Source organism: Paracidovorax avenae ATCC 19860, from assembly GCF_000176855.2.
GTDB classification, from domain to species: domain Bacteria; phylum Pseudomonadota; class Gammaproteobacteria; order Burkholderiales; family Burkholderiaceae_C; genus Paracidovorax; species Paracidovorax avenae.
In genome coordinates, this window is sequence record NC_015138.1 from 2,605,750 (window position 1) to 2,628,073 (window position 22,324).

A 22,324-nucleotide genomic window follows, 5' to 3' on the forward strand; every position below is an offset into this window, starting at 1 on the left:
TCAAGCCGGGCGGGCGGCCATCAGGCGCGCGATGGTGGCCATCAGGGCATGGGGCTGGAGAGGCTTGCCCAGGTGCGCGTCGAAACCCGCTTCCAGGGCCTTGTTCGCGTCCTGCGGGCGCGAAAACGCGGTGAGCGCGATCGCGATGGGAGGCTTGAGCCCCTCCGGCACGGGCATGTCGCGCAGCGCGCGCGCGAGTTCGTAGCCATCGCGCCCGGGCAGGCCGATGTCGCTCACGACCACATCGGGCCAGCGCTCGCGCAGCGCCTGCACCGCGGAGTCGAAATCTACCGCCTGGCGGGGGCGGGCGCCCCCGTCCGAGAGGACGACGGTCAGCATCTCGCTCGCGTCCGGGTGGTCTTCGACGGTGAGGATGTCCAGCCCCCTGAGCGGACGATCGGCCTCGGCCGGCTCCGGCACCGGCTCGTCGGACGCCAGGACGGCAGGCATGCTGGCGCTGGCGCCGCCTTCGTAGGCCGCGGTGAGGGTGACCGTGATCGTGGTGCCTTCTCCCGTGCCGGCGCTGTAGGCTTCGACACCGCCGCCATGCAGTTCCGCCAGGTGCTTGACGATGGACAGGCCGAGGCCCAGGCCGCCGTGGCGGCGGTTGTCCGGTGAGTCGCTCTGGGTGAACCGGTCGAAGAGATGCTCGATGAATTCGGGCGAGATGCCGCGTCCGAAGTCCTGCACGGTCAGCGTGAGCGCATCGCCGGCGCGGGACATCGACACGTCGATGCGTCCGCTGTCGTTCGAGAACTTGATGGCGTTGGTCAGCAGGTTCCAGAAGATCTGCTGGAAGCGCGTCGGGTCGAGCCACGCCGGCCCGATGTCTTCGCCCGCAGTCAGCACGATCTCGAGGTGCTTCTCGGCGATGGAGGCCTGCAGTGCATCGATCGCGGAGCGCACCACTTCGGCGGGCTGCGTCCATTCGCGCTCCAGGTGGAGCTTGCCGCTGTTGATGCGGGAGACGTCGAGGATGTCGGAGATGATGCGCGCCTGCGCCTTGACGTTGCGGTGGATGGAGTCCAGCCCCTTGATGAGTTCCGGCGTGCCGCCGCGCCGCTTGAGGATGTGCACCCAGCCGGCAATCGCGTTCAGCGGCGTGCGCAGCTCGTGCGACAGCACGGCGATGAAGTCGTCCTTGGTGCGGCTCAGGCGCTCGGCCGTGGCGCGGGCCGCCTGCTCGCGCTCCAGCACCTCCTGGCGGCGGCTGTCGAGTTCCACCCGCTCGGAGATGTCGGCGGCCAGGGCCATGCGCAGGCCGGGCTCCACGTGCGCGGAAATGCTCCATTCCAGGTACACCCACTGGCCCGAGGGCCGCATGAGCGGGAACTCCCCCTGCCACGTGGCCGACTGGCCGCTGTCCACGGTCTTGTCCCTGACGAAGTCCACCCAGCCGGGCGGGGCGAACTCGCTGATCGAGCGGCCGAGGACTTCCTGGCGGGTGCGCCCCAGCAGGCGTGCCATCGCCGGGTTGACGTCGGTGAAGCACCCGTCGCGCTCCAGCAGCCCGATGCCGCTCAGGGCCTGGCTGTAGATGGCGCGGAAACGCCGGTCGCTGCGCCGCAGGCTGTCCTCCGCGGTGCGCGCGCGGATGAGTGCCTGCAGGGTGCCCACCAGCACCGCGGGCTCCACGGGATGGGTGAGGTAGGCGTCGGCCCCGGCGTTGAGGCCGGTGACGCGGTCTTCGGCATGCACGTGGGCTGCCGAAAGATGCATCACGGGCAACTGGGCCGTGTCTTCCCGGGCGCGCAGCGCGCGGCAGACGGCGAAACCGTCGATGTCCGGCAGGTGCACGTCCAGCACCACGGCCGAGATGCCTTGGCCCGCCATCTGCAGGGCCTGGGCGCCGCTCTCGGCTTCCTCGGTCTGGAAGCCCGCCGCGCGCACGATGCGTGCGGTGGAGTAGCGGGTGACCGGGTTGTCGTCCACCACCAGCACGGTGTGGGCCGAGCGTTCGATGGTCGCATGGATGGCTCCGACGTCCAGCATATGCGTCACTCCGCAGGCCCGGTGGCGGGCGTGGGCTCCGGCAGGCGCACGGGCAGCGTCACGGAAAACACCGACCCTTCGCCGGGCACGCTCTGCAGTTCCACGGCGCCGCCGAGCAGTTCGGCGAGCTGGCGGCACAGCGCCAGCCCCAGGCCCGTGCCGCGCAGCCGCTTCTGCAGGGGTGAGCCCACCTGCGAGAAATCCTCGAACACGCGGGCGTGGAACTCGGGAGCGATGCCGATGCCGGTATCGGCCACGGAGAACCGCACGCGCTCGCCGTCGCAGGCCTGCGCGGATACGCGGACCTCGCCGCGCGGCGTGAACTTGAGCGCGTTGGAGATGAAGTTGCGCAGGATCTGCGACAGCTTGCGGTCGTCCGTGAAGAGCGCTGGAAGGTTGCGGGGCTCCTCGAACACCAGGTTGAGCTCGGGGTTGGTGGCGACCGGCTTGAACATGCCGCGCAGGGCCTGGAACAGGTCCACCATCTCGAACCAGGCGGGCGAGATATCCACGCGGCCGGCCTCGATCTTCGCGAGGTCGAGCAGGTCGTCCACCATGTCGGAGAACTCCATGGCCGTGGCCTGGATGAAGGCCACCTGCCGCGACTGCTCGGCATTCAGCGGGCCGTCCACGTGGTCGGCCAGCAGCCGGGCAATGCTGCGGATGGAACTGATCGGCGTGCGGAACTCATGGCTCATGTACGCCAGGAAGCGGCTCTTCATTTCGGTGGCCTTGCGCAGTTGTTCGGCCTGCGTGTCCAGTTCCGAATACAGCGCCACCACGCCGCGGTTGGTTTCCTCCAGTTCCGCGCGCAGCAGTTCGATTTCCTGCTGGCTGGCCGCCAGCGCGGCGCGCAGCGCCTCGGCAGAGGTGGCCGTGGCCTGGTCTTCGTGCTCGGATGTCATCGTGCGGTTCCTCGGGTACGCGGGCTCAGCCCGTGCGCTGGACCACGACGACGGTGGCATCGTCGCGGGCCCGGTGGTGGTCGCGCAGCAGCACGGCGGCCGCGAGCGCAGGGTCGCGGCCGAGCAGGGGATGGAGGACGGCAGGAAGCCAGCGCGATTCGATGCCGTCGGTGTGCACGATGGCGAGTGCATGCGCGGGGGCCTGTGTGGCCGTTTCGCTGGCCCTGCGGATGTGCAGCCCCACGGTGCCGTGCGCCGCGGGCACCGACCGGTCGGCCACGCCGGAAACCAGCCGCGCCGATACGTTGCCGATGCTGGCGCTGTGCACGGGGGCTTGCGGGCCCTCCCAGCGCAGGCTGCACACGGCCGCGCCGCGCGTGCCCTGCAGCGCCAGGTGGGCGCGGTCGGCCACGCCGCCGAGCTCGCTGAACGGCGACTGCAGGAAGACCGACAGCGCGGCCTGCGAAGGCCGGGCCGCCTCGGGGCCGTGCCCGAGCCCGTCGGCCACGCACAGCGCCACGCGCTCTCCGTCGAGGGCCGCCGCCCATGCGTCGCCGCAGACGGTCTCTCCCCGCAGAGGCAGGCAGATCGCGCCGATGCGGACCGCAGGGAGAGGGGCAGTGCGGTGCGCAACGGCATCCGCGGCCGCGAAGCCATCCTCTTCCTCCTGCGGGCGTTCCTGCACCCGTGCGACGCAGACGGTGCCCTGGGGCGTGGAATGGAGATCGAAGCTGTCCGAAAGGCGCCGCACGGCACCCAGCCCCGTGCCGGGCGATCCGCCGGTGGAATAGCCGTCGCGCATCACCAGCCGCAGGTCGGCAATGCCAGGGCCGTTGTCGATGGCGATGACCTCCACCGTACGGCGCCCGGGGATGGCCGCGATCAGCAACCGGCCGCTGCGGGCGTGCCGGTGCAGGTTGGTGGCCAGTTCGGTGACGACCAGCGAGAGCCGGCCGGCGTCGGTGGCGTTCCAGCCCATTTCCGCGCTGGCGTGCGCGCCGAAGCGCCGTGCCTCGCCGACGCGGCTGGCGTCATCGATCGGGAAGGCGACATGGGTCCAGCCGTGCAGGACCTCGGCGGGGGCATGGGGCGTCACGTCCATCACTTCCATTTCGTGATGGTCACGCAGGTGCCCTGGCCGGGTGCGGTACGGATGTCGAAGTCGTTCACCAGCCGGCGGCTGCCCGGCAGGCCCAGGCCCATGCCGCCGCCGGAAGTCCAGCCGTCCGACAGGGCGAGCTGCAGGTCGGCAATGCCCGGGCCTTCGTCCTCGAAATGCATGCGCAGGCCCGCGCGCCCGGCCTGGTCGAGCAGTTCCCAGCGCATGCGGCCTCCGCCCCCGTGGACCAGGGTGTTGCGCGACAGCTCGCTGGCGGCGGTGATGACCTTGGTCTGGTCCACCAGCGAGAACCGCAGCCTGCCGCACAGCGTGCGGACGGCCTGGCGGCACAGCACGATGTGCTGCTCGGATTCGAGGGGCAGGGTGCCCGAGGTCTCATCGGCCAAGAGGGGCCTCCTCGCGGATGCGGCGCAGCAGTTCCATGCCGCGCTCCACGTTGAGCGCGGTGCGCACGCCGTCCAGCGACAGGCCGAGTTCCACGAGAGTGATGGCCACGGCCGGCTGCATGCCGACCACGACCGTATGTGCCGAGAGAATGCGCGCGATGCCGGAGATGCTGCTGAGCATCCGGCCGACGAACGAATCCACGATCTCCAGTCCGGAGATGTCGATCATCACGCCCGTGGCGCCGGTGTCCGCGATGCGCGTGGCGAGGTCTTCCTGCAGGGCGAGGGCGGTGCGGTCCTGCATGTCCAGCTGAATGGTGACCAGCAGGGTGTCGCCCATGCGGAGGATCGGTATGCGTTCCATGCCGTTCCTTGGTTAGTCGCGCACGCGGTCGATGCGCCAGCCGTTCTTCTGCAGCGCGAGGGCGAGGGCGTCCGCGAGCGTGGCACGCGTGTGGATGCCCTGCAGGTCGATGCCCAGGTGCACGATGGTCTGCGCGATCTGCGGCCGGATGCCGCTCACGATGCAGTCGGCGCCCATGAGCCGGATGGCGGCCACCGTCTTGAGCAGGTGCTGCGCGACCAGCGTGTCCACCGTGGGCACGCCGGTGATGTCGATGATGGCGATGTCGGATCCCGTATCCACGATGCGCTGCAGCAGCGTTTCCATCACCACCTGGGTGCGGTTGCTGTCGAGCGTTCCGATCATCGGCACGGCGAGCACGCCGTCCCACAGCTTGACCACCGGGGTGGACAGCTCCAGCAGTTCTTCCTGCTGGCGGCGGATGATGTCCTCGCGCGCCAACTGGAAGGTATTGACCGTGTGCTGCGCCATGCGGTCCACCAGCGCGGTGGTGGTCCAGAGCGCGGCCTGCAGGGTGGTGGTGTCCTGCGATGTCGCCTGCAGCTGCGTGAACAGGGCCTTCTTGAGCGCGAGCACGAACAGGCTGGTGTCGCCGGCGGTCTCGCCGCGGGCGGCGCGGGAGCGCGACAGGGCTTCCAGCACGCCGTTGAGCGTGTGCCATGCGCTGCCCGCCTGCGGGTGGCCGGCAGGCGGCGGTGCGCTCTGCAATGCGGTGCGCAGCGCCTGCAGGATGTCGCGCGCATCGGAGACGGCGCCAGCGGAATGCAGGGCATCGCCCTGGGCCGCTTCGGCCAGCCATTCCTGGATGATGGCCTCTTCCTTGCGATCCAGGATGGCCGCGAGGGCCTCGTACTGCAGAGTCATGGCCGGGGCCGCTTTCGCTCGATGTTGTAGATGCGCCAAATTCTAAAGGCGGGGGCATGTCCGTCCGGGGGGCAGGGGCTGCTTTTACGGAACTCTCCGACATGGCCGGTCCATCGCGCTGCACGCTTGTGGTGTGCAGCGGACAGCCGGCGCACCGGGCCGGGGATTCCCGGGCAGCATCCGTGCCCGTGGAAGCCGTTCCAGCCAGGGTTTACCCGGGGCGAAGCCCTGGTCTCTTTCTTGCATGGAGGTGCATGCAGCCGGATGCTTGCGCGTTAACCCTGTATAGACAGCATGGGCAGGGGGCAAGAATGGCGGGCAGTCGATTTCCCAGGTGCATTCATTCACGAGGAGCAGGACGATGGGCAGAACGGTATGGGGTGGTGTGTCGCGGATCGCCGCGGCGGCAGGCATGGTCGGGCTGGCAATGGCCGCCCAGGCCCAGGAGACGAAGATCGCGCTGGGCATGTCCGGCTGGACCGGCTTCGCGCCGCTGACCCTGGCCGACAAGGCCGGCATCTTCAAGAAGAACGGCCTGGACGTGGAGTTGAAGATGATCCCGCAGAAGGACCGCCACCTCGCCCTGGCATCCAAGGCCATCCAGTGCGCCGCCACCACGGTGGAGACGCATGTCGCCTGGAACACCAACGGCGTGCCCATCGTGCAGATCTTCCAGATGGACAAGTCCTACGGTGCCGACGGGATAGCGGTGCGCAACGACGTGAAGGGCTTCGCCGACCTGAAGGGCAAGACCGTCGCCGTGAGCGCACCGGGCACCGCGCCGTACTTCGGCCTGGCCTGGATGCTGTCGAAGAACGGCATGACGCTCAAGGACGTGAAGACCGTGTCGCTCGAGCCGCAGCCGGCCGCACAGGCCTTCGTGTCGGGCCAGAACGATGCCGCGATGACGTACGAGCCGTACCTCTCCACCATCCGCGCCAACCCGCAGGCGGGCAGGATCCTCGCCACCACCATCGACTACCCGATGGTGATGGACACCGTCGGCTGCGCGCCCGAGTGGCTCAAGGCGAACCCGAAGGCCGCGCAGGCGCTTACGCAGTCGTACTTCGACGCGCTGGAGATGATCAAGGCCGACCCGGCCAAGGCCAACGAGATCATGGGCGCCGCCGTCAAGCAGACGGGCGAGGCGTTCGCCAAGTCGTCGGCCTACCTGCGCTGGCAGGACAAGGCCGCCAACCAGAAGTTCTTCGCGGGCGAGCTGCAGCAGTTCATGAAGGATGCCGGCGCGATCCTGCTGGAGGCGGGCGTGGTGCGCAAGCAGCCGGAGAACTTCAACGCCATGTTCGACGACAGCTTCATCAAGTGATGCGTCCGCCGCCACTGCCCACGTTTCCGTCAGGAGAGCCTTGCGATGAGCCGAGTGATGGGCGCCATGCCCGCTGATTCCCAACCCGGCGCGCCGGGCGCACCGGCACCCGCGGCCGTGCCTGCCGTGCCGCGCCGCCGCCTGCGCCCGCTGGAGCCGGTGGCCCCGCGCACGCGCTGGCTGCTGGGCGCTGCCTTCTTCGTGCTCTTCGTGGCCGCGTGGTCGGTGGCCACGCTGGGCGGCTACGTGTCGCCCACCTTCCTGGCGAGCCCGGTCACCATGGTGCAGGAGGGCTGGCTGCTGTTCACGCAGTTCGGTTTCCTGCACGACATCGGCATGACCGTATGGCGCGTGCTGGGCGGCTTTGCGCTGGCCGCGCTGGTGGCCGTGCCGCTGGGCATTGCCATGGGTGCGCACAAGGGCGTGGAGGCGTTCCTGGAGCCTTTCGTGTCTTTCTGCCGCTACCTGCCCGCATCGGCGTTCATTCCGCTGCTCATCCTCTGGGCGGGCCTGGGCGAGTTGCAGAAGCTGCTGGTGATCTTCATCGGCTCGGTGTTCCAGATCATCCTGATGGTCGCCGTCACCGTGGGCAGCGCCCGCAAGGACCTGGTCGAGGCCGCCTACACGCTGGGGGCCACGCCCACCGGCATCGTGCGCCGCGTGCTGATCCCCGGCGCCGCGCCCCACATCGCCGAGACGCTGCGGCTGGTGCTGGGCTGGGCCTGGACCTACGTGATCGTGGCCGAGCTGATCGGCTCGTCGTCCGGCATCGGCCACATGATCACCGACAGCCAGGCGCTGCTCAACACCGGGCAGATCATTTTCGGCATCATCGTGATCGGTGTCATCGGCCTGGTGTCGGACTTCCTCTTCAAGGCGCTCAACCGCCGCCTCTTCGCCTGGAGCACCCTCTGATGAGCGAACTGTCCATCCAGGGTGTCTCGCGCACCTTCACCTCGGCCAAGGGCCCGGCCACGCAGGCGCTGCTGCCGGTGGACTTCCACGTGGCCGACAACGACTTCGTCACCATCCTGGGGCCATCGGGCTGCGGCAAGTCGACCATGCTGCGCATCGTGGCGGGGCTGGACCAGCCCACCAGCGGCAGGGTGCTGCTGGACGGTCGGCCGGTCGAGGGGCCGGGCGCCGACCGGGGCATGGTGTTCCAGAGCTACACGCTGTTCCCGTGGCTCACCATCGAGCAGAACATCCGTTTCGGCCTGCGCGAGCGGGGCGTGCCGGAAGTGCAGCAGAAGGAACGGGCGGCGTATTTCATCGCCAAGGTGGGTCTGCGCGGCTTCGAGCAGCACTATCCCAAGCAGCTCTCCGGCGGCATGCAGCAGCGCACCGCCATCGCCAGGGCGCTGGCCAACGACCCCAAGATCCTGCTCATGGACGAACCCTTCGGAGCGCTCGACAACCAGACCCGCGTGCTGATGCAGGAACTGCTGCTGGGCATCTGGGAGGCCGAGCGCAAGACCGTGATGTTCGTCACCCACGACATCGACGAGGCCATCTTCATGGCCAGCCGCGTGGCCGTGTTCAGCGCGCGGCCGGGGCGCATCAAGACGGAGATCGCGGTCGATCTGCCGCATCCGCGCCATTACACGCTCAAGACCTCGCCGGAATTCATGGAACTCAAGGCGCGGCTGACCGAGGAAATCCGGGCCGAATCCATGGCGGCCGAGGCGCATTGATGCGTGGCCTGCCACCGCGCAGTGCGCTGATAGAGTCCCGCGCATGACGACGTCCGCCCCCAAGCGCTCCTCCCGGCCCGCCGGTCCGCCGGCTGCTGCCGAACCGGCGCTCGCCCTCTACCAGCAGATCAAGGACCACATCGTGCGCAGGATCCAGGACGGATCGTGGCGCGCGGGCGACCGGCTGCCGTCGGAGAGCGAGCTGGTGCAGCAGTTCGGCATGTCGCGCATGACCGTGAACCGCGCGCTGCGCGAACTGGCAGAGCAGGGCCGCATCGTGCGCGTGGCCGGCGTGGGCAGCTTCGTGGCGGAGGACAAGCCGCAGTCCACGCTGCTGCAGATCGCCAACCTCGCCAGCGAGATCCGCCAGCGCGGCCACGATTACCGCTGCGACGTGCTGGCGGTGGAGCGCGTCTCCGCGCCGCTGGATATCGCCGCGGCGCTGGACCTGCGCACCGGCGAGTCGGTCTTCCATGCGGTCTGCGTGCACCGCGAGGACGGCGTGCCGGTGCAGCTGGAAGACCGCTACGTGAACCCGCGCGCGGTGCCGCAGTTCGGTGCGCAGGACTTCACGCGGCTGCAGCCGTCCGAATACCTCGTGCGCAATGTGCCGTTCGACCAGATGGAGCACGTCGTGGATGCCGTGCTGCCCACGCCCGAGCAGGCGCGACTGCTGGACATGGCCGGAGGCGACCCGTGCCTGCTGCTCACGCGCCGGACCTGGACGCGGGGCATGCCGGTCACCCTGGTGCGCTGCCTGCACCCGGGCTCGCGCTACCGGCTCGGCAGCCGCATCCGGGCCGACGGCCATCCGCTCGTCGGGTGACTCCATGGAGATCATCCTGTATATACAAGCTGGTGATTCCATGGTTCAATGCACCCGTTGCCGTGGAAAGAACCAGCGGCCTATTTTGCAGACTGACTTGTATATACAGGAAGAGCCATGAGCACCATGCCCACCCTCGTACTGCACCCTGGCCGGGTCACCCTGGCCGGATTGCGCGCCATAGCCGCCGGCGGCCAGCGGCTCGCACTGGATGCCTCTGCGCTGGCCGGCATGCAGGCCGCCCAGGCGACGGTGGACCGCATCGTCGACGAAGACCAGGTGGTCTATGGCATCAACACCGGGTTCGGCAAGCTCGCCAGCACGAAGATCGCGCACGACCGGCTGGCCGAACTGCAGCGCAATCTGGTGCTCTCGCACAGTGTCGGTACCGGCGATCCGCTGCCGGACGATGTCGTGCGCATGGTGCTTGCCACCAAGGCCGTGAGCCTGGCGCGCGGCCATTCGGGCGTGCGTCCGGCGCTGGTCGATGCCCTGTTGGCGCTGGCCAATGCCGACGTGCTGCCCGTCATCCCCGCCAAGGGCTCGGTGGGCGCGTCGGGCGACCTGGCGCCGCTGGCGCACCTGGCCTGCGTGCTGATCGGGGAGGGCGCTGCCAAAGTCGGCGGCAAGGTGATTTCCGGCCGCGAGGCCATGGCCGCCATCGGGCTGGAGCCGTTCGTGCTCGGCCCCAAGGAAGGCCTCGCATTGCTCAACGGCACTCAGGTTTCCACCGCGCTGGCGCTGGCGGGGCTGTTCGCGGCCGAGAGCGTGTTCGCCGCCGGCCTGGTATCGGGCTGCCTGACGCTCGAGGCCATCAAGGGCTCGGTCAAGCCCTTCGATGCGCGCATCCACGAAGCACGCGGTCAGGCCGGGCAGATCGCCGTGGCTGCGGCCGTGCGCGCGCTGCTGGAGGGTAGCGCCATCGACCCTTCGCACCCGAACTGCGGCCGCGTGCAGGACCCGTATTCCATCCGCTGCGTGCCCCAGGTCATGGGCGCCTGCCTGGACAACCTCTCCCATGCCGCCCGCGTGCTGCAGATCGAGGCCAATGCGGCGTCGGACAACCCGCTCGTCTTTACCGATACGGGGGAGGTCATCTCCGGCGGCAACTTCCACGCCGAGCCGGTCGCCTTCGCGGCCGACATCATCGCGCTGGCGCTGTCGGAGATCGGCGCCATCTCCGAGCGCCGGCTCGCGCTGCTGCTGGACACGGGCCTGTCGGGCCTGCCAGCGTTCCTGATCCGGGACAGCGGCGTCAACTCCGGCTTCATGATCGCCCAGGTGACGGCCGCCGCCCTGGCCACCGAGAATCAGTGCCTGGCCCACCCCAGCAGCGTGACCAGCCTGCCCACCTCGGCCAACCAGGAAGACCACGTCTCCATGGCCACCTACGCCGCACGCCGACTGCTGGACATGGCGCGCAACACGGCGGTGATCGTCGGCATCGAGGCCATGGCCGCCGCGCAGGGCATGGAGTTCGACCGCAGCCTGAAATCATCCCCGCTGATGGAGGCGCAGTTCGCCGCCATCCGCGGGCGCGTGGCCTTCCTGGAGCAGGACCGCTACCTCGCGCCCGACATCGAGGCCATGCGCTGCTGGGCCAGTGGATCGGCCTGGCCCGCGCCGCTCGCGGCCTGCCTGCCCAGCTTCCAGTAATTCCCATCCGCCCGCACACGAACTGACGAACGCCCAAGGAGCGATGCCATGAACGCCAACGACGCCATCCTGTCCGCCGCCACCGCAGCCGACCCCCGCCACGACCCCACGCGCGTCATCCGCGCCCCGCGCGGCAGCCAGCTGCACTGCAAAAACTGGCTGGCCGAGGCCGCCTGGCGCATGCTCCAGAACAACCTGGACCCGGATGTGGCCGAGAACCCGCAGTCGCTGGTGGTCTATGGCGGCATCGGCCGCGCGGCCCGCAACTGGGAATGCTTCGACCAGATCCTGGCATCGCTCAAGACCCTGGAAGCGGATGAATCGCTGCTGATCCAGTCCGGCAAGCCCGTGGGCGTGTTCAAGACGCACGAGAACGCGCCGCGCGTGCTGCTGGCCAACTCCAACCTGGTGCCGAAGTGGGGCAACTGGGAACACTTCAACGAACTGGACCGCAAGGGCCTTTTCATGTACGGCCAGATGACGGCCGGCAGCTGGATCTACATCGGTGCCCAGGGCATCGTGCAGGGCACGTTCGAGACCTTCGTCGAGGCAGGCCGCCAGCACTACGGCAACGACCTCTCGGGCAGGTGGATCCTGACGGCGGGCCTGGGCGGCATGGGTGGCGCGCAGCCCCTGGCGGGCGTATTGGCGGGGGCCTGCGTGCTGGCCGTCGAGTGCCAGCAGAGCAGCATCGACTTCCGCCTGCGCACGCGCTATGTGGACAAGCAGGCGAAGGACATCGACGATGCGCTCGCACTGATCGCGCACCACACGGCGCGCAAGGAAGCGGTTTCCATCGCCCTGCTGGGCAATGCCGCCGAAGTGCTGCCCGAGCTGGTCCGGCGTGCCCGGGCCGGCGGCCCCAAGCCCGACATCGTGACGGACCAGACCTCTGCGCACGACCTCGTCAACGGCTACCTGCCCGTGGGCTGGACGGTCGCCGAGTGGCGTGCCGCCGCCGCCGATCCGGCGCAGCATGCCCGCCTGAGGGACGCCGCGGCCCGGGGCTGCGCCGTCCACGTGCAGGCCATGCTCGATTTCCAGGCCATGGGCATTCCCACGGTGGACTACGGCAACAACATCCGCCAGGTGGCCTTCGACCAGGGCGTGAAGAACGCCTTCGATTTCCCCGGCTTCGTGCCTGCGTACATCCGCCCGCTGTTCTGCGAGGGCAAGGGTCCGTTCCGCTGGGTGGCGCTTTCGGGCGATCCGGAGGACATCTACAAGACCGACGCCAAGATCAAGGAGCTGTTCCCCGAGAACCGGCACACCCACCGCTGGCTGGACATGGCCCGCGAGCGCATCGCCTTCCAGGGCCTGCCCGCGCGCATCTGCTGGCTGGGCCTGGGCGAGCGCCACAAGGCGGCGCTGGCCTTCAACGAGATGGTCAAGAGCGGCGAGCTGAAGGCGCCCATCGTCATCGGCCGCGACCACCTGGACACCGGCTCCGTCGCCAGCCCCAACCGCGAGACCGAGGCCATGAAGGACGGTACCGACGCAGTGAGCGACTGGCCGCTGCTCAATGCGCTGCTCAACACCGCAGGCGGCGCCACCTGGGTGAGCCTGCACCACGGCGGCGGCGTGGGCATGGGCTACTCGCAGCATGCGGGCGTGGTGATCGTGGCCGACGGCACGGAGGAAGCCGCCGCGCGCCTGGGCCGCGTGCTGTGGAACGATCCGGCCAGCGGCGTGATGCGCCATGCGGACGCGGGCTATGACATCGCCATCGCTACGGCGAAGAAGCACCAGCTGCACCTGCCGATGGTGAAGTGATGCTGCGCGCCGCTGCCACTCCCGCGATCGCCCGGCGCGTCTCCGAACGCGTGACCGACGCACTCGTGGCCGACTTCGCGCGCGATGGAGCAGTATGCATCCGCCAGTTGCTCACGCCGGGCGAGGTGGCGCTGCTGCGCGAAGGCATCGATGCCAACCTGGCCGCGCCCAGCCCGCGCGCCAAGGTCGCCAGCCGCCCTGACGACCCCGGCCGCTTCTTCGAGGACTTCTGCAACTGGCAGGGCATTCCCGCGTTCGGCCGCTTCATCGCCGAATCGCCCGCGGCCCTGGCCGCACAGCGGCTCATGCAGTCGCGCGGCGTGCGCCTCTACCACGACCACGTGCTGGTCAAGGAGCCGGGCACGCGCCAGCGCACGCCCTGGCACCAGGACCAGCCCTACTACAACATCGACGGCGCACAGAACATCAGCTGCTGGATCCCGGTGGACCCGGTGCCGCGCGCCAGCACGCTGGAGTTCGTGGCCGGCTCGCACCGTGGCCCCTGGCTCATGCCGCGCAGCTTCATGGACCACCAGGCGAAGTGGTTTCCCGAGGGCAGCCTGCAGGACCTGCCCGACGTGGAGGCCGATCGCGCGGCTTTCGACATCCTGGGCTGGGACATCGAGCCCGGCGACGTGGTGTGCTTCCACATGCTTACGCTGCACGCGGCCGGCGGCTTCGAGGGGCCGGGCCGGCGGCGCGTGTTCTCGGTGCGTTTCCTGGGCGACGACGTGCGCCATGCGCCGCGCGCCTGGACCACCTCGCCCGAGTTTCCGGGCTTGGCGGAAGCGCTGCCCGCGGGCGCGCCCATGGCGCATCCGCTGTTCCCGCTGCTGGCGGGCGAGGGCGCCTGACGCCATGGCGCTGCAGCGTTTCGACCTGGCCGCCATCGCGCCCACCCCCTGGAAGAATGGCGGCGGTGCCACGCGCGAGATCGTCTGCTGGCCGCCGGGCGCGGGCATGGAAGCTTTCGGCTGGCGCGTGAGTGCGGCCACCATCGACCGTGCCGGCCCGTTCTCGGCCTATCCGGGCATACAGCGGCAGATCATGTTGCTCGACGGCGAGGGTGTGCACCTGAGGGCGCAGGGCATCGACCACCGGCTCGACGAGCCCTGGCAGCCCTGGTCGTTCGACGGAGGCGCGCCCCTCGACTGCACGCCCCTCGGCGGCCGCTCCACGGACTTCAACCTCATGCTGCGCCGCGGAGCCTGGCAAGGCGCCATCGAGGTGGTGTCGGGCGACGTGCGGCCGGGCTCCACGCCCGCGGGCGTCTGCCTCGTGCTCGCCGGTACATGGCGCGACGAGGTAGGCGAAGGCTATCGGCCCGGCCATGGCCTGTGGTGGGGTGAACGTGTGCGGGCGCCCCTGTCGCTCGCTCCCGAGGATGCCGACGGGGCCGTGCTGGCCTGGATCGGCCTGGCACCAGACGCCAGAGCGGCCTCCGCGCCGGCCTTGCAGGACACTTGATGGAACGGGAGCGCTGCGCGCTCCGGAGGGAATTTCATGCAGCCGACACCTTTTTCTTCATTGCCCGGCGCCGATGGCTGCTGGACCGACCTGCGGCTTTCGGAAGGGCTTTTCATCCCCGACGTGGCCGTGCCCGGCGGTGCCCTTGCCTGCGTGGTGGTGCAGGGCGGCACCGTGCGCTGGGTCGGGCCGACGGCCGCCGTGCCGCCGGCCTTCGCCGGGCTGCCCCGCCATGCGGGTGGCGGCGCCCTGGCCACGCCCGGCCTCGTGGATTGCCACACCCACCTTGTTTATGGCGGCCACCGCGCCAACGAATTCGCCATGCGGCTGGCGGGGGCCAGCTACGAAGAGGTCGCCCGGGCCGGTGGCGGGATCGTCTCGTCGGTGAAGGCCACGCGTGCGGCCACGGAAGACGAGCTGTTCGCCCAGGCCTTGCCGCGGCTGCAGGCCCTGCTGGACGAGGGTGTGTGCGCCATCGAGATCAAGTCCGGCTACGGCCTGGCGCTGGAGCACGAGCGCAAGCAGTTGCGCGCCGCGCGGCGGCTGGGTGAGGCCTGCGGCGTCACCGTGCGCTCCACCTTTCTCGGTGCGCATGCACTGCCGCCGGAATACGCCGGCCGCAGCCAGGACTACATCGATCTCGTCTGCCGGGAAATGCTTCCCGCGCTGGCCGAAGAAGGCCTGGTGGACGCGGTGGACGTGTTCTGCGAGCGCATCGCCTTCAGCCTGGCCGAGACCGAGCAGGTCTTCCAGGCCGCGCAGGCGCTGGGCCTGCCCGTCAAGCTGCATGCCGAGCAGCTCTCCGACATGGGCGGCGCCCGGCTCGCAGCGCGCTATGGCGCCCTGTCGTGCGACCACATCGAGCACCTGTCCGCCGAAGGCATTGCCGCGATGAAGGCGGCCGGCACGGTGGCCGTGCTGCTGCCCGGCGCCTATTACACGTTGCGCGACACGCATCTTCCGCCCATCCAGGCGCTGCGCGACGCGGGCGTGCCCATGGCCGTCTCGACCGACCACAACCCCGGCACCTCGCCCGCGCTGAGCTTGCGGCTGATGGCCAACATGGCCTGCACGCTGTTCCGGCTCACGGTGCCCGAGGCCCTGGCCGGCATCACCACCCACGCCGCGCGCGCACTGGGCCTGCAGGACTCGCACGGGCTCATCGCCACCGGCCGGCCCGCCAATTTCGTGCTCTGGCCGTTCATGGAGGCCGCCGAGCTGGCCTACTGGTTCGGACACCAGCCGCCGCGGGCGATCGTGCGGCAGGGCAGGGTGGTGCAGCGATGACCGGCCAGACTTCCTCCTCCTCCGGTGGCGCGATATTCGCCGCACAGGCCCTGCTGCCCGGCGGCTGGGCAAAAGACGTGCTGATGCGCTGGAACGAAGACGGGCGCATCACCCACGTGCAGCCGGACAGTGCACCGCCGCCTGCCGTGGCCCGCGCACGCGGACCGCTGCTGCCGGGCCTGCCCAACCTGCATTCCCATGCCTTCCAGCGCGCCTTCGCCGGCCTGACCGAGTTCCGCGCGGCCAGCGACGACTCGTTCTGGAGCTGGCGCGACCTGATGTACCGGTTCGCCGCGCGCATGTCGCCCGCGGCGCTGGAGGCGATCGCCACCTGGCTCTATGTGGAGATGCTGGAGGCGGGCTACACGGCGGTGTGCGAGTTCCACTACCTGCACCACGCCGAGGGCGGTCGCCCCTACGCCGACGATGCCGAGATGTCGCTCGCGCTGCTGCGTGCGGCGGAACGCGCCGGCATCGGCATCACGCTGCTGCCGGTACTCTACCAGGCCAGCGGCTTCGGTGGCCAGCCGCCGCGCGAGGGCCAGCGGCGCTTCCTGCACCGCACCGACGCCATGCTCGCGCTGCTCGAACGCCTCGCGCCCGCGGTGCGCGCGCAGGGCGGCGTGCTGGGCCTCGCGCCGCACTCCCTGCGCGCAGTGCCGCCCGATAGCCTGAACGCGGCACTGCAGGGCCTGGACGCCATCGCCCCCGGCGCACCGGTGCACATCCACATCGCCGAGCAGACGCAGGAGGTTGATGACTGCATCGCCTGGAGCGGCCAGCGGCCCGTGGAGTGGCTGCTCGACCACCTGCCCGTGGATGCGCGCTGGTGCCTCGTGCACGCCACGCACCTGAGCGACACGGAGGCCGCGCGCGCGGCCCGCTCCGGCGCGGTGGCAGGCCTGTGCCCGACGACCGAGGCCAACCTGGGCGACGGGCTCTTCGACCTGCCGCGCTGGCGGGCGGCTGGCGGGACCTGGGGCCTGGGCTCCGACAGCCATGCCTGCGTGAACGCGGCCGAAGAGCTGATGTTGCTCGAATACGGCCAGCGGCTGGCCCTGCGCCGCCGCAACGTGCTGGGCACCGATGCGCAACCGCAGGTCGCCACCGCCATGCTGCTGCAGGCCGTGCAGGGCGGCGCGCAGGCCGCCGGTCACCTGCCGTCGCCCGGCGCGCAGGCGGGCCTGGTACGGGGCGCCTGGGCCGACTTCGTCGTGCTGGACCCGGAGCACATCGCGCTGCGCGGCCTGCCGCCCGAAAGCCAGCTCGCCGCCCATGTCTTCGCCAGCCACCGCACTTCGGCCCTCGATGCCGTCTGGACGGCCGGCGTGCAGCGTGTCGCCTCTGGCCGCCACGCCCTGCACGGAGAGAGCGCCGCCGCCTTCGCCGCGGTACGCTCCGGCCTGCTGCAAAACTGAATCCGCCTTTTCACGAGAACGCCCATGAACGACGCACCGGCCACGCCGCTCTTCCATTTCCACGCCGGCACCGCGCCGCTGCTGCTGTCCATGCCGCATGCCGGCACCCACGTGCCGCCGGAGATTGCCGGCCGGCTCACGGATGAGGCCCGGCAGGTGCCGGACACCGACTGGCACCTGGAGCGTCTCTATGCTTTCGCGCGCGGCCTGGGCGCCTCCGTGCTCGTGGCCACGCATTCGCGCTACGTGGTGGACCTGAACCGCCCGCCCGACGGCAGCAGCCTGTATCCCGGCCAGAGCGTGACCGGGCTGTGCCCCGTGGACACCTTCGACGACACGCCGCTCTATGCCGACCCGGCCCAGGTGCCTGCCGCCGCGGAGATCGAGGAGCGCCGCCGCCGCTATTGGGATCCCTACCACGCGCAGCTGCGCGCCGAGATCGACCGCATCCGCGCGCAGCACGGCGTGGCGGTGCTCTGGGACGCGCACTCCATCCGCTCCGTGCTGCCGCGCTTCTTCGATGGCCGCCTGCCCGACCTCAACCTCGGCACGGCCGATGGCGCCAGCTGCGATCCGGCGCTCGCGCGCGAACTACTCGCCATCGGCATGGCCGCGCCCGGCTACAGCGCCGTGCTCAACGGCCGCTTCAAGGGCGGCTACATCACCCGGCATTACGGCGACCCGGGCCGCAACGTGCATGCCGTGCAGCTCGAGATGACGCAGGCCAGCTACATGCAGGAGGCGCTGCCGTTCGACTACCTGCCAGACACCGCCATGGGCGTGCAGCCCCACCTGCGCCGCATGCTGCAGGCCTGCCTGGACTTCGCCGCGGAGCGCGCGGCGGCCTGAGCGATGTCCACGTCGCATGATTCACCGCTGATACCGGCCCTCGCCATCCTCGGATCCGTGACCTTCCTCGGGATCGGCACGTCCTGGGCCAAGCACTCCCTGTTCCCTCTGGTCGGGGCCCAGGGCACCACGGCCCTGCGGGTGGGCTTCTCGGCACTGTTGCTGCTGCTTTTGTGGCGTCCCTGGCGGCGGCCGCTCGCACGGGCGGATGCGGTACGCATCGCCGCCTACGGTGCCGCCCTGGGCGCGATGAACCTCTGCTTCTACCTGTCGTTGCAGACCATTCCCTTCGGCGTGGCCGTGGCGATCGAGTTCTCCGGCCCGCTGTCGGTGGCGCTGCTGTCGTCCCGCCGTCCGCTGGATTTCCTCTGGGTGGTCCTGGCGGTCGCGGGGCTGGGCCTGCTGCTGCCCTGGGAGCCGAGTGCCGGAACGCTGGATCTCCGCGGTGTGCTTTTCGCGCTGGCGGCCGCCGTGTTCTGGGCGGGCTACATCCTGTTCGGCAAGCGCCTGGGGCACCTGCACACCGGGCATTCCGTATCCCTCGGCCTGGCCGCGGCATCGCTGGTCGTGGTGCCCGTGGGCATCGGGCATGCCGGGGCCGGCCTGCTGACGCCGGGTGTGCTGCTCACCGGCATCGGCGTGGCCGCACTGTCCAGCGCCGTGCCGATCATGCTGGAAATGGTGGCGCTCAAGCGGCTGCCCCAGCAGGCCTTCGGCATCATGATCAGCATGGAGCCCGCCGTCGCCGCGCTGCTGGCACTGATACTGCTCGGCGAGTACCTGAGCCCGGCCCAGTGGCTGGCCATCGGCATGATCGTCGCCGCCTCCATGGGATGCGCTTTCTCCGCTCCGCGAAGGTCCCCGCGACCGCAGCCCGTGCTACCTGCGGATGCGGGCGCTGCCCCGCGCGGCTGACCAATCCGCTCCCTTCCGGAGAGCGCTCACCACGAAAAAGGGCGGCCCACCGGCCGCCCTTCGCATGCACCGTCCGGGCCCTCAGGCGGCCGCGTCGATGCGCAGTTGCACGGCGTTGTTCAGGTACACCGGCGTCACGCGGTAGCCCGGCACGGACACCGCATCGAAGGCCCCGCTGAGGCCGCCATGGCGCAGCACGGTGATCTTCGAGCCCACGGCGGGGCGCACGCCCTGGGCGAATTTCACCTCGAGCGTGCCGGCCAGTGCCGCCGGGCCGTTCACGGTCAGCGTACCTGCCGTGCCGCTGGCGTTGGCCATCTGCAGCGACAGCGTGCCGCCCGGACGCTGGGTGTAGGAGCCGTTCACCGCCACGTCACCGGAGGCCGCGGTGCGCAGCGTGCCGCCGCCCACGTACACCGCACCATTGCCCAGCGCCGAGCCGCTGCCCGCCTGCAGGGTGCCTGCCGCCAGCTCGATGCCGCCCGTGAAGCTGTTGTTGCCCGCGAGCACCAGCGTGCCGCTGCCGAGCTTCGTCAGCTTGCCGGCCCCGGCGATGTCATTGCGCCACGTATCGAGCGCGCTGAAGCCGCCCTGGGCAGCGTCCATGGTCACCGCCACGTCACCGTCGAAGCGGCCGTAGCCGTCGGCGGCGGCGAACAGGTTCAGGCGGCCCCAGCCTTCCGCGTCGTCCATGACGGGGTAGCCCGACGGCACGGCCGTGGTCTTGAGCACCACCCGGCGCTGCAGGGCGTCCAGGTAGGGCAGGCGGGTCTCCAGCAGCACTTCCGCGCCCTTGGGCACCACGGCCGGGCGCGAAGCGTCGCCGGTCTGCGGGAAGCCGAAAGTCATGCGCCGCAGGTACTCGGAGCGGTTCGTCGCATGGTCCGCGAAACGGTCGGTGCTGGCAGGCTGCGAATGGGCGAACTGCCACAGGTCGGCGGGCGTTTTGGCGCCGGCGGCGGTCATCATCGCGCTGCGTGCCTGCTGGAAGGCCGCCGCCTTGCGGGCCGCGTTCGCGCCGGTCGCGATGCTCGCGGTGGCCACGGCCTGGCCGTGGATGCGGCCGCTGATCACATCCAGGGGGGAATGCATGCCGGCCAGGATGCGGCTCTCGCCCAGTTCCAGCCCGCGCGCGACCATTTCCTGGAAGCGCTCCGGCACCAGGTAGGCCATGGCGATGGAACTGCGCACCGCCTCGGCCGTGTGGCCGCTGGTGAAGCCGCCGTCGGTGGTCGGCGTGGTGCTGCGCGCCGGGAGCAGGGCGGGCACCACCTGCACGGCGCTGCTCCAGCGCCAGGGCCGCGCGTACTTGTAGAAGCGCTTGGCGGGCTCCGTTGAGCCGTTCTCGCCGATCCCGCCGACGAAATCCACCGCCGTGCCGAAAGCGGCGTTGGCGCTGCCGCCCACGCCCGTGTTGTTGCCGCCATCGTTGTACACCACGGTCGTCGCATCGGCCGGGATCGCGGTGATGGTGGTCGTCTGCTGCGCGGCAGCACGCCATGCGGTCGTCAGCGGCCCCATGCCGTCGCTCACGCTGTAGGCCTTGCCGCGGCGGTCGTCCAGGTAGGCCAGGAGTTCCTGCGCGGGAGTGCGGCGGCCCGTGGCATCGACCACGTACTGGATATTGCGCGCATGCACCTGGGCATTGAGCACCGTCCCGTCGGTCGCGTCGCCGGGAATGCCGCTCCAGGTGGAGGGCGTTATGGCCGGGAAGGCTCCGTTCGCGGTGGCGCTCACGCCTGCATCCACCAGCAGCGTGGACGGCTTCCAGATCGAGAGGAAGCCCGACAGCACCCGCACGCCGGCATTGGTCTCGAGCGTGGCATAGCGCGCATCGCCGCGCTGGTTCGTCGCGGCGTTGTCCACGAAGGGCGGAACCGTCGTTTCGTTGGGAACGGGGGCGGTGTCCGCCTTGCCGAGTCCTGGCGGGGGCGCGGGAACGGCGCTGATGCCGGAACCGCCGCCACCGCAGGCGGAGAGCGCGAAGGCAGCGGCAAGCGCCAGGATCAGGGGACGGCGGGAGAGGGAGATCGTCATGGTGTGGGAGGAAAGCAGGCCAACGGAGCCCTCGGCGGGCTCCAGAGAGAACGGGCTCCCCGGGAGCCCGCAGCGGCGCACTGTAGAGCGCGCGCATGACGGTTCCGTGACGTCGGCCCGCCCCCCTGACGGCGGCTCCCTCCGCTGTAAAAGCCCGACAATGCTGCGAAATTTGTTGCAACTTGTGTGCCGAGGCCTCCGTGGCACGCTAGCATCCGGGCCATGGATGTCGCTCCGACTGCTCCCCTGGCTCCCCCCGCCCTTCCTGCGGAACGACCGCAGGGATGGGGCGAGTTCTTCCACATGCCGGTTTTTCATCCGGGAACCCGGGTCCGGTTCGGAGAACGCCTGGAAACCGTCAGCCACATCACCATCCGTCGCCACGACCTGTGCGTCCATCTCGTGGGGCACGATTCGCCCGTGGCCCCCGAGAAGCTGGTGCTGCAGCCCAGCGTGTTCGTCACCTGCCGCATGCCCTGACGGGCGTGTGGCGACGGAATGCCGCCGTCAGGCCTCGGGCGGAAGGCCCATGGGTTCGCCCAGCCGAACGGCACGGGCGGGCTCCCAGGTGTCGGCAAAACGCAGGGCCCCGGGTTCGAAGAGCAGGACCACCGTCGAGCCGAGCATGAACCGGCCCATTTCCTCTCCCTTGCGCAGCAGCACTTCCGGGCCGTCCTCATAGGTCCACTGGCGCAGGCCCGCGGTACGCGGCGGGTTGACCGTGCCATGCCAGACCGTGGCCATGCTGCCCACGATGGTGGCTCCCACCAGCACCAGGGCCATCGAGCCCAGCGGCGTGTCGAACAGGCAGACCACCCGCTCGTTGCGCGCGAACAATCCCGGAACGCCGCGGGCCGTGAGCGGATTCACCGAGAACAGGGTACCCGGCACGTAGATCATGCGGCGCAGCCGGCCATCGCAGGGCATGTGGATGCGGTGGTAGTCGCGCGGGCTCAGGTAGATGGTGGCGAAGCTGCCGTCCGCGAAACGGGCAGCCTCCTGCGCATTGCCGCCCAGCAGCGCCGTGGTGGAGTAACGGTGGCCCTTGGCCTGGAAGATCTGGTCCCTGTCGATGCGGCCGAACTGGCTTACAGCGCCGTCCACCGGGCAGACGGCGGGAGCGTCCGCGATGGGTCGCGCGCCTGCGCGCAGTGCGCGCGTGAAGAAATCGTTGAAGGTGGCGTAGCTGGCGATGTCCGGGTTCTCGGCCTCGGACATGTCCACCTTGTAGCGGGCCACGAAACGGCGGATGGCGGCCGTGGTGCGGGTGCCTGCGCGCGCGGAGGCGAAGCGGCCGGCCAGCGAGGTCAGGGCCCGCTTGGGCAGCAGGTATTGCGGAAGAACGGCGAGGCGATCTGGCACGGAGGCTCCTGCGGCGAAAGGGCCGGCCATTCTAGGGCCTGTCCAACGGCCGTGAATGCGAGGGCCCCCTGGAGAGCGTTCC

The 22,324-nt window shown here is 70.1% G+C and carries 21 protein-coding genes; 13 read left to right on the forward strand and 8 right to left on the reverse strand.

Annotated elements, in window-relative coordinates; genetic code table 11:
* From ACAV_RS11475 to ACAV_RS11500, 6 genes are read right to left on the reverse strand one after another with little or no spacing between them, the layout of a single operon-like run.
* Window positions 1-1,992, reverse strand: a complete 1,992-nt coding sequence (locus ACAV_RS11475; RefSeq protein WP_013594741.1) for a hybrid sensor histidine kinase/response regulator — start codon at window positions 1,990-1,992, stop codon at window positions 1-3.
* A gap of 5 nt (window positions 1,993-1,997) precedes the next feature.
* Window positions 1,998-2,897 carry a sensor histidine kinase gene (locus ACAV_RS11480; RefSeq protein ID WP_013594742.1) on the reverse strand — a complete coding sequence of 300 codons (900 nt, stop codon included), beginning with the start codon at window positions 2,895-2,897 and terminating at the stop codon, window positions 1,998-2,000.
* Between the two features lie 25 nt (window positions 2,898-2,922).
* A complete protein-coding gene (locus ACAV_RS11485) occupies window positions 2,923-3,999 on the reverse strand; it encodes an ATP-binding SpoIIE family protein phosphatase (RefSeq protein WP_049791250.1) in 1,077 nt (358 codons plus the stop codon).
* A complete protein-coding gene (locus ACAV_RS11490; RefSeq protein WP_013594744.1) occupies window positions 3,999-4,403 on the reverse strand; it encodes an anti-sigma regulatory factor in 405 nt (134 codons plus the stop codon). The genes ACAV_RS11485 and ACAV_RS11490 overlap by 1 nt, the downstream gene beginning before the upstream one ends.
* The gene (locus ACAV_RS11495; RefSeq protein WP_013594745.1) at window positions 4,393-4,767 is read right to left on the reverse strand and encodes an STAS domain-containing protein; all 375 of its coding nucleotides are present in this window, start codon (window positions 4,765-4,767) and stop codon (window positions 4,393-4,395) included. The genes ACAV_RS11490 and ACAV_RS11495 overlap by 11 nt, the downstream gene beginning before the upstream one ends.
* Window positions 4,768-4,779: 12 nt before the next feature.
* Window positions 4,780-5,631, reverse strand: coding sequence for an STAS domain-containing protein (locus tag ACAV_RS11500; RefSeq protein WP_013594746.1), 852 nt, complete (start codon window positions 5,629-5,631; stop codon window positions 4,780-4,782).
* A gap of 361 nt (window positions 5,632-5,992) precedes the next feature.
* Here ACAV_RS11500 and ACAV_RS11505 point away from each other — a divergent pair, with 361 nt between their 5' ends.
* The 12 genes from ACAV_RS11505 (at window position 5,993) to ACAV_RS11560 (ending at window position 18,843) form a co-directional block, all read left to right on the forward strand.
* The gene (locus ACAV_RS11505; protein WP_013594747.1) at window positions 5,993-6,958 is read left to right on the forward strand and encodes an ABC transporter substrate-binding protein; all 966 of its coding nucleotides are present in this window, start codon (window positions 5,993-5,995) and stop codon (window positions 6,956-6,958) included.
* A gap of 45 nt (window positions 6,959-7,003) precedes the next feature.
* Window positions 7,004-7,873: an ABC transporter permease gene (locus ACAV_RS11510; RefSeq protein WP_013594748.1), complete on the forward strand. Its 870-nt coding sequence runs from the start codon at window positions 7,004-7,006 to the stop codon at window positions 7,871-7,873.
* Window positions 7,873-8,652 (forward strand): ABC transporter ATP-binding protein, encoded by a 780-nt coding sequence (locus tag ACAV_RS11515; protein ID WP_013594749.1) that lies wholly within the window; start codon window positions 7,873-7,875, stop codon window positions 8,650-8,652. Before ACAV_RS11510 ends, ACAV_RS11515 begins: the two co-directional genes overlap by 1 nt.
* Window positions 8,653-8,695: 43 nt before the next feature.
* Window positions 8,696-9,478, forward strand: coding sequence for a histidine utilization transcriptional repressor HutC (gene hutC, locus ACAV_RS11520; RefSeq protein ID WP_013594750.1), 783 nt, complete (start codon window positions 8,696-8,698; stop codon window positions 9,476-9,478).
* A gap of 117 nt (window positions 9,479-9,595) precedes the next feature.
* Window positions 9,596-11,134 carry a histidine ammonia-lyase gene (gene hutH, locus ACAV_RS11525; RefSeq protein ID WP_013594751.1) on the forward strand — a complete coding sequence of 513 codons (1,539 nt, stop codon included), beginning with the start codon at window positions 9,596-9,598 and terminating at the stop codon, window positions 11,132-11,134.
* 48 nt (window positions 11,135-11,182) lie between these two features.
* A complete protein-coding gene (gene hutU, locus ACAV_RS11530; protein ID WP_013594752.1) occupies window positions 11,183-12,907 on the forward strand; it encodes a urocanate hydratase in 1,725 nt (574 codons plus the stop codon).
* Window positions 12,907-13,761 (forward strand): phytanoyl-CoA dioxygenase family protein, encoded by an 855-nt coding sequence (locus ACAV_RS11535; RefSeq protein WP_013594753.1) that lies wholly within the window; start codon window positions 12,907-12,909, stop codon window positions 13,759-13,761. The genes hutU and ACAV_RS11535 overlap by 1 nt, the downstream gene beginning before the upstream one ends.
* A 4-nt stretch (window positions 13,762-13,765) precedes the next feature.
* Entirely contained in the window at window positions 13,766-14,374 is a 609-nt protein-coding gene (locus ACAV_RS11540; RefSeq protein ID WP_013594754.1) for a HutD/Ves family protein, read from the forward strand.
* 36 nt (window positions 14,375-14,410) lie between these two features.
* The gene (gene hutI / locus ACAV_RS11545; RefSeq protein ID WP_013594755.1) at window positions 14,411-15,661 is read left to right on the forward strand and encodes an imidazolonepropionase; all 1,251 of its coding nucleotides are present in this window, start codon (window positions 14,411-14,413) and stop codon (window positions 15,659-15,661) included.
* Window positions 15,658-17,079, forward strand: coding sequence for a formimidoylglutamate deiminase (locus tag ACAV_RS11550; RefSeq protein ID WP_013594756.1), 1,422 nt, complete (start codon window positions 15,658-15,660; stop codon window positions 17,077-17,079). Before hutI ends, ACAV_RS11550 begins: the two co-directional genes overlap by 4 nt.
* A gap of 24 nt (window positions 17,080-17,103) precedes the next feature.
* Window positions 17,104-17,928, forward strand: a complete 825-nt coding sequence (hutG, locus tag ACAV_RS11555; protein WP_013594757.1) for an N-formylglutamate deformylase — start codon at window positions 17,104-17,106, stop codon at window positions 17,926-17,928.
* Window positions 17,929-17,931: 3 nt separating this feature from the next.
* The gene (locus tag ACAV_RS11560; protein WP_013594758.1) at window positions 17,932-18,843 is read left to right on the forward strand and encodes an EamA family transporter; all 912 of its coding nucleotides are present in this window, start codon (window positions 17,932-17,934) and stop codon (window positions 18,841-18,843) included.
* A gap of 81 nt (window positions 18,844-18,924) precedes the next feature.
* On the opposite strand, the gene ACAV_RS11565 is transcribed toward ACAV_RS11560, so the two are convergent.
* Window positions 18,925-20,880: a phosphatase PAP2 family protein gene (locus ACAV_RS11565; protein ID WP_013594759.1), complete on the reverse strand. Its 1,956-nt coding sequence runs from the start codon at window positions 20,878-20,880 to the stop codon at window positions 18,925-18,927.
* 303 nt (window positions 20,881-21,183) lie between these two features.
* Here ACAV_RS11565 and ACAV_RS11570 point away from each other — a divergent pair, with 303 nt between their 5' ends.
* On the forward strand, window positions 21,184-21,360 hold the full coding sequence (locus ACAV_RS11570; protein ID WP_244875539.1) for a hypothetical protein: 177 nt from the start codon (window positions 21,184-21,186) through the stop codon (window positions 21,358-21,360).
* Window positions 21,361-21,387: 27 nt separating this feature from the next.
* Here the strand turns inward: ACAV_RS11570 and asd are convergent, their stop codons facing one another.
* A complete protein-coding gene (asd, locus tag ACAV_RS11575; RefSeq protein ID WP_013594761.1) occupies window positions 21,388-22,242 on the reverse strand; it encodes an archaetidylserine decarboxylase in 855 nt (284 codons plus the stop codon).
* Between the last annotated feature and the right edge of the window lie 82 nt (window positions 22,243-22,324).

Excerpts from the sequence above, each read along its gene's own strand:
- hutG (WP_013594757.1), top strand. The coding sequence starts at position 17,104 with ATGAACGACGCACCGGCCACGCCGCTCTTCCATTTCCACGCCGGCACC.
- hutU (WP_013594752.1), top strand. The coding sequence starts at position 11,183 with ATGAACGCCAACGACGCCATCCTGTCCGCCGCCACCGCAGCCGACCCC.
- ACAV_RS11550 (WP_013594756.1), top strand. The coding sequence starts at position 15,658 with ATGACCGGCCAGACTTCCTCCTCCTCCGGTGGCGCGATATTCGCCGCA.
- ACAV_RS11570 (WP_244875539.1), top strand. The coding sequence starts at position 21,184 with ATGCCGGTTTTTCATCCGGGAACCCGGGTCCGGTTCGGAGAACGCCTG.
- ACAV_RS11540 (WP_013594754.1), top strand. The coding sequence starts at position 13,766 with ATGGCGCTGCAGCGTTTCGACCTGGCCGCCATCGCGCCCACCCCCTGG.
- ACAV_RS11560 (WP_013594758.1), top strand. The coding sequence starts at position 17,932 with ATGTCCACGTCGCATGATTCACCGCTGATACCGGCCCTCGCCATCCTC.
- hutH (WP_013594751.1), top strand. The coding sequence starts at position 9,596 with ATGAGCACCATGCCCACCCTCGTACTGCACCCTGGCCGGGTCACCCTG.
- ACAV_RS11535 (WP_013594753.1), top strand. The coding sequence starts at position 12,907 with ATGCTGCGCGCCGCTGCCACTCCCGCGATCGCCCGGCGCGTCTCCGAA.
- ACAV_RS11495 (WP_013594745.1), bottom strand. The coding sequence starts at position 4,767 with ATGGAACGCATACCGATCCTCCGCATGGGCGACACCCTGCTGGTCACC.
- ACAV_RS11515 (WP_013594749.1), top strand. The coding sequence starts at position 7,873 with ATGAGCGAACTGTCCATCCAGGGTGTCTCGCGCACCTTCACCTCGGCC.
- ACAV_RS11480 (WP_013594742.1), bottom strand. The coding sequence starts at position 2,897 with ATGACATCCGAGCACGAAGACCAGGCCACGGCCACCTCTGCCGAGGCG.
- ACAV_RS11510 (WP_013594748.1), top strand. The coding sequence starts at position 7,004 with ATGAGCCGAGTGATGGGCGCCATGCCCGCTGATTCCCAACCCGGCGCG.
- hutC (WP_013594750.1), top strand. The coding sequence starts at position 8,696 with ATGACGACGTCCGCCCCCAAGCGCTCCTCCCGGCCCGCCGGTCCGCCG.
- ACAV_RS11500 (WP_013594746.1), bottom strand. The coding sequence starts at position 5,631 with ATGACTCTGCAGTACGAGGCCCTCGCGGCCATCCTGGATCGCAAGGAA.
- ACAV_RS11565 (WP_013594759.1), bottom strand. The coding sequence starts at position 20,880 with ATGACGATCTCCCTCTCCCGCCGTCCCCTGATCCTGGCGCTTGCCGCT.
- ACAV_RS11505 (WP_013594747.1), top strand. The coding sequence starts at position 5,993 with ATGGGCAGAACGGTATGGGGTGGTGTGTCGCGGATCGCCGCGGCGGCA.
- ACAV_RS11485 (WP_049791250.1), bottom strand. The coding sequence starts at position 3,999 with ATGGACGTGACGCCCCATGCCCCCGCCGAGGTCCTGCACGGCTGGACC.
- hutI (WP_013594755.1), top strand. The coding sequence starts at position 14,411 with ATGCAGCCGACACCTTTTTCTTCATTGCCCGGCGCCGATGGCTGCTGG.
- ACAV_RS11475 (WP_013594741.1), bottom strand. The coding sequence starts at position 1,992 with ATGCTGGACGTCGGAGCCATCCATGCGACCATCGAACGCTCGGCCCAC.